Origin of the sequence: Clostridium sp. CF012, from assembly GCF_018861755.1 — a bacterium.
In the GTDB taxonomy this organism is placed as follows: Bacteria; Bacillota; Clostridia; order Clostridiales; family Clostridiaceae; genus Clostridium_AD.
Genome location: NZ_JAHLEF010000126.1, coordinates 1 through 724, shown reverse-complemented (window position 1 = coordinate 724; position 724 = coordinate 1). Strand labels below are relative to the sequence as shown.

Genomic DNA, 724 nt, shown 5'->3' with positions numbered 1-724 from the left:
GTGTATTTATTAGATTTAACATATTCTAATATATCATCTGGATTTCCTGTAACTACAGCAGTTTCCATATCTAAATTTTCAATCATAATTATATCATCAATAATATTAGATATTTTATCTCTATGATTTTTAATATCTTCACAAATAAATACCTTTATCATATCTATAACACAATCCTTTATTTTAAGACTTCTATATTTTGAATGAATTCGTTATCTTTAATTGAAGTATCTAAAGACACATTACTGTAGGAGTTAATAATTTCTTTTAAATTGTTAAGACCTAAACCTCTATTTTTACCTTTAGTTGAAAATTCCTTTTCAAAAAGCTTATATATTGGTGGAGTATTTTCAAGGCATTGATTAATTACGATTATGATCACAGATTTTTTTTTATTTATAATGGCGAATTTTATAATAGGATTTTCACAATCTCCAGAAGCTTCTATTGCATTATCTAGAATTATTCCAATTATTTTGCAACTATCTATTATATCTATATTTATATCTTCTATGGGTTCCATTATATCGATAAAAACATTTATATCTTTGTGCTGAGCAGTTATTAATTTTGAGGAAACAACCCCTTTTATTTCTGGTATTTTTATATTTTGCAGTAATCCTAGTTTAAAATTCTTTTTTTCAAAGCTTGTACCAATAGGAATTATTTTATTATCAAAATAACGTCGAAGGCCCTGCATATCGTTTTTGTCCATATATCCTAC

The 724-nt window shown here is 25.0% G+C and carries 1 protein-coding gene; it reads right to left on the bottom strand.

What is annotated here, in order from left to right; genetic code table 11:
- Window positions 1-178: 178 nt before the first annotated feature.
- A partial coding sequence (locus KPL50_RS26655; RefSeq protein WP_216301472.1) for a GHKL domain-containing protein occupies window positions 179-724 on the bottom strand: 546 nt, incomplete at its 5' end.